The organism is Acidisphaera rubrifaciens HS-AP3, assembly GCF_000964365.1.
Taxonomy (GTDB): Bacteria; Pseudomonadota; Alphaproteobacteria; order Acetobacterales; family Acetobacteraceae; genus Acidisphaera; species Acidisphaera rubrifaciens.
Map to the genome: position 1 here is coordinate 1 of NZ_BANB01000570.1, position 1213 is coordinate 1213.

Consider the following 1213-nt stretch of genomic DNA (forward strand, 5'->3'; position numbering starts at 1 on the left):
GGCGGCTTCGGCGCGGGCGTCCTCCAGCCGCGCGCCCGCGTCGTTCAGCGCGTCGATGATGCGGTCCAGTTCGCGCTCGCCGGTGCGGTCGATCGCCGGGATGCCAGCCGGCCCCGCCGCCGCCAGCGCGCGCTCGATGCCGCGCAGATGCCGGTTCCACGTCAGCAGCGTGCCGCCCAGCCACAGCGCCATCGCCACTATCAGCCCGGCAAGCACGGCCAGTCCCGCCGCGAGCGGACGGAAGCCCGGCACGTCGTGCACCCGTGTCATCGCCCAGCCGGTCAGGCGGGGAATCGGCCCGGGCAGCAGGCAGGCACGCAGCAGGAGCGTCTGGTTGCCCCGCGTCTCGCGCCGGCCGATCGACGCTTCCTCGCGCAGCGCGGCGCGGTTGATCGCCTCGATCCGCGCCCGCTCGGCCGCCGGCAGGTCGGTCTTGGGCGTGCCGCCCTGATAGGTCGGATAGGCATAGGCGAGCGGCCCGGCGCCGCCCTGCCAGATGCCGCCCTCCACCTCCGGCTGCTGCGCGAGGGCGATGCCGGTCGCGATCGCGAGGTTGCCGCGCACCGCCGCCGAGGCCGGATCGGGGCGCGCGCCCTGCCAGCCGGACGTGTAGAAATCGTAGCGGTCGCGGATCAGGTCGCAGGCACGCGCCACCACCGCCTCGGCCCGCGCCACCTGCGCGGCGGTCGACTCGCGATACAGCGCCACCATCACGCCGCCCACCGCCAGACAGGCGACCAGCGACAGGCCCCATACCACGCCGAGGCGCGCGCGCAGCGAACGGGCGGCCGGCATCGCCTCAGCCGCCGGTCAGGGCCACAGGACGACCCGCCCGCGCACGCCCGCCGCGACCGCGCGATAGGCCGCCGCCCCGTCGGCCAGCGCATAGCGCTGGGCAATCGGTAGCGGGCGATAGGCGCCGGAATCGAAATAAGGGGTCAGGGCGGCGAGGATGCGCGCGCTTTCCGTCATGCCGAGCTTGCGGCTGTCGGCGCCGATCAGCCGCGTCTCGTTGCGATAGAGGTCGATCAGGTCGATCGGCACCACCCGTCCGGTCGTGGCGCTGACGGCGATCACCCGGCCGCGCCGCGCCGCGGCGGCCAGTGCCACGGGCGTCATCGCCGTCCCGCCCACCGTGTCGAAGACGAGCGCCGCCCCCGCACCGCCCGTATGCGCGCGGATTTCGGCGGCGATGTCGGGTGCGTCTGCGCTC

The 1213-nt window shown here is 75.0% G+C and carries 1 protein-coding gene and 1 pseudogene; both read right to left on the reverse strand.

The genetic code is table 11. The features are described from left to right. Positions 1-795: pseudogene (locus B8460_RS14780) on the reverse strand (hypothetical protein); the annotation flags it as partial. Positions 796-810: 15 nt separating this feature from the next. Continuing rightward, positions 811-1213 (reverse strand): zinc-binding dehydrogenase (locus tag B8460_RS14785; protein ID WP_048862378.1); only part of this gene is annotated, 403 nt, incomplete at its 5' end.